Source organism: Paenibacillus sp. 01T424 (genome assembly GCF_056398745.1).
Window position 1 is genome coordinate 1 of the sequence record NZ_JBFTPZ010000100.1, and the last position, 2,940, is coordinate 2,940.

Annotated in this window: 4 protein-coding genes; all 4 read right to left on the reverse strand. The window is 39.5% G+C overall.

The window, feature by feature from the left end:
* Positions 1-360: 360 nt before the first annotated feature.
* Positions 361-1,362: an anti sigma factor C-terminal domain-containing protein gene (locus AC1DPK_RS33995; RefSeq protein ID WP_477513013.1), complete on the reverse strand. Its 1,002-nt coding sequence runs from the start codon at positions 1,360-1,362 to the stop codon at positions 361-363.
* Positions 1,352-1,846, reverse strand: a complete 495-nt coding sequence (locus tag AC1DPK_RS34000; RefSeq protein WP_477513014.1) for an RNA polymerase sigma factor — start codon at positions 1,844-1,846, stop codon at positions 1,352-1,354. Before AC1DPK_RS34000 ends, AC1DPK_RS33995 begins: the two co-directional genes overlap by 11 nt.
* A gap of 301 nt (positions 1,847-2,147) precedes the next feature.
* Positions 2,148-2,450: a hypothetical protein gene (locus AC1DPK_RS34005; RefSeq protein ID WP_477513015.1), complete on the reverse strand. Its 303-nt coding sequence runs from the start codon at positions 2,448-2,450 to the stop codon at positions 2,148-2,150.
* Between the two features lie 168 nt (positions 2,451-2,618).
* The coding region (locus AC1DPK_RS34010) for a hypothetical protein (protein ID WP_477513016.1) at positions 2,619-2,940 on the reverse strand (322 nt) is incomplete at its 5' end.

The window sequence follows — 2,940 nt, forward strand, 5'->3', positions numbered from 1 at the left end:
CCGCATTGTTGCTTCCGTTTCATTCTGCCAAGTTGCGGCAAAATCTTTAATTTGTTTATACATATCCAACATCTCCTTTTTGTAATGGAATCAAGTTTATTGTACCGAACACTAGTTCGCAAGTAAATATTTACATTTACTTAAACTACCCCCGTTAACCAAACGAAGCTGCCGAAAATCATTCCGCTAATCCCGAAATGTAATTAACTACGTATGGTTAATACTTTTGATCATTTTGTTTACGCTAGCCTGCCCGTTAGCTTAACAAAGAAATGAAGCAGCTGCCATGTAGCAAACTGCTCCTTATTTGTTCACCTATAGTTACCCGTTAGTTCAAAAGTCTCCTGCAAGTATTGATGTTTAGTATTTATCAACAATTGCTCCCAATACGGCTGCTTTCACATATCTCTGCCCCTTTAGTGCTTTTAAATGTTCCACTGTTCCCGTTACGACAACGCCGAGTATACGGACATCACTTTGAGCCGGTTTCTCTTTTTCTTGCCTCAAATAATCAAAGATGCGTTTGTATTCGCTATAGTATTTCCCCTTGACGTTTATACCGTTCTGTACAGCTGATAGGAAATCTTTTTCGGTTACATCCTCGTAATCGGGGTGAACTCCGAATCCATACACTCTTCGTGCCGGGTCGGGCGACGGATTATCAATAGTACCGTCAGGCATTTTCTTAGCTAGGTATGGCTTTTTATTTGAATAGGTGTCCACCCAATACCACACGGGATGTATACTTGGCGGCAACATCTCATTGATCTGCTCCACGGTATAGTTTGTATTAAATGAGATTCCGAGCTCGACCAATTTACTGCTATCCATGTCATCAAGCTGCGAGGTTTCATTCAGAACCTTCGGGTAAGAGACATCAGGAAGGTAAAACAACATCTCTCTTTCACCATTGTAAGGATTGTAAGGTCTTAGATAGTCAAACTTTTCATTGCTCATGGAGAAGTCAGGAAGCGATAGAGAAGAATAGTCTCCAAGAGACCTGGAAAAGTTACCCACTGCATTGAACTCATAGGTTTCTTTATTCCAAACAACGGGAATACCCTCTACTAGCTTATATGTCTGAAATTCTAGAGCCCCCTCAAGAAAACCGAAGTTTTGTCGGTAGCCTGCTCCGTACTGATTCGGACCACTAATTTCTTTGAACATCGAAATATCACGCAGAGCATGGTCCGCTTTTTTATATAGCAGATGCAGGTTTACAAGATACCCACAAGCCAGAACGAGTAGGGAAATACCCAGAGATACCCCCACGATCCGCCACATCGATCTTCGCTTAGCTTTTTTTATCAGTTTTGATAATCCTCCATCTTCATCTGGGTTAAATTCTCTATCATTCATCATGCAGGCCTCCATATTTTTTTTGAAATTGTTTTCTAGCTCGATACAAATATGTTTTTACCATTTCCATGCGTATACCTAGCAAACCGGATATTTCTTGATAGCTCAAATCCAATTCATATTTCATGATCAGTAACTGCTTATAGATGGGGGTTAGATCTTCCAATATGCGTTCGATCTCTTCCCGTCTTTCCTTTTGGAGGAAAAGTTCTTCCGGGGCTTCATTTCCTTCAGCTGCGACATCCTCAATCGGAATTTCCATCCGTTTTTTCTTTCGGCACAGATCGTAATAATGATTTAGGGCAACTTTGAACATCCATGCCGAAAATTTGTCCTCATGAATGGAATCTATGTATAACAGCCCTTTGTAAATGGTTTCCTGAACGATATCCTCAGCGACGTCTCGGTCGGCTCCTAGACGGATCAAATATCGCTGGATTTGTTTCATTTTCAGATTTAAAAGTCGATACATCAGCTCATTGTCCACCTTGAACCTCCCTTCATGCTATATAACGAATGAGCTTCCTTTATGTATACACTTGCCCCTCAAAAATGTTGGGACTTCATATTTGTTAAACAATACTGCCCTTTTTAAGCATAGCGAAGGGCCGCCATGGGGCAGCCCTTCAGCATTTCTATTGTGTTTCGTTAGCTTACTTAAACAGATTCGCTTTCTCAATTCAGGTGAACGCCAAAAAAGTTCCGCATGAAAAATACCTGTTACATCAATAAATAAATAAATAAATGAGGGATTTCCGAATTGCAATCTACTGTCGTTTCCCTTTAGCTTAACGACGTTCTATATTCATTTCGTCTAACAATAATCTCGCTGAATATAAGATATTTGGCTTGTATGCATCTAGTTCTTTTATGCGTTCCTTTAACGCTTCTTGATTCCACAAATGATATTGCGCAGGTAAGGGTATATGAGCCAAATTGTGATAATGCTCTCCAAAATCTATTCCAATAAAGGTATGGCCTTGATGCCATAACCCATCCAGTTCAAGGCATCCAAATATAATATTTATCTTCCCATTAAGCATGTCATTGAGGATCTGAACTACTCTTTTTTTTACTAGATCATCGCTCACTTCCACGCCCCCAATATTATTCCCAGTCATATACGAAGGCCTTCGCAATGAGGGGCATTATTATTGAACTATCGTTTCCCGTTAGCGTAACGAACAAGCATGTCATCCTGGTTAAGCACATCCTCTGAATAAGATAATGACCGTACCGAATAGTGCTTTTGAATACACTTATATCCACGTTTGAAACGATTTATTAACTATCTTTACATTGTTTATTTTTGCCCAGCTCTTTAAATCCGAGATGCCTCTATCTTCATCCTTTGAATACCTAAATGCCATATCCAATGGGACGATCTTCCTGCTGTAAGGTAATATCCCAATAACAGGTTTAAAGTACCCCATGGTCATTATCACTTTAATATCCCTTGAATTAATTATATTCCCATTTAATATGATTTGCTCATTGGATAGGCATAACACGGTTGGTTTCTTAAAAAATGTTCTGTACAATGCGAGTAACAGTACAACTAAACATAGAAGAATCACCGTT

Excerpts from the sequence above, each read along its gene's own strand:
- AC1DPK_RS33995 (WP_477513013.1), bottom strand. The coding sequence starts at position 1,362 with ATGATGAATGATAGAGAATTTAACCCAGATGAAGATGGAGGATTATCA.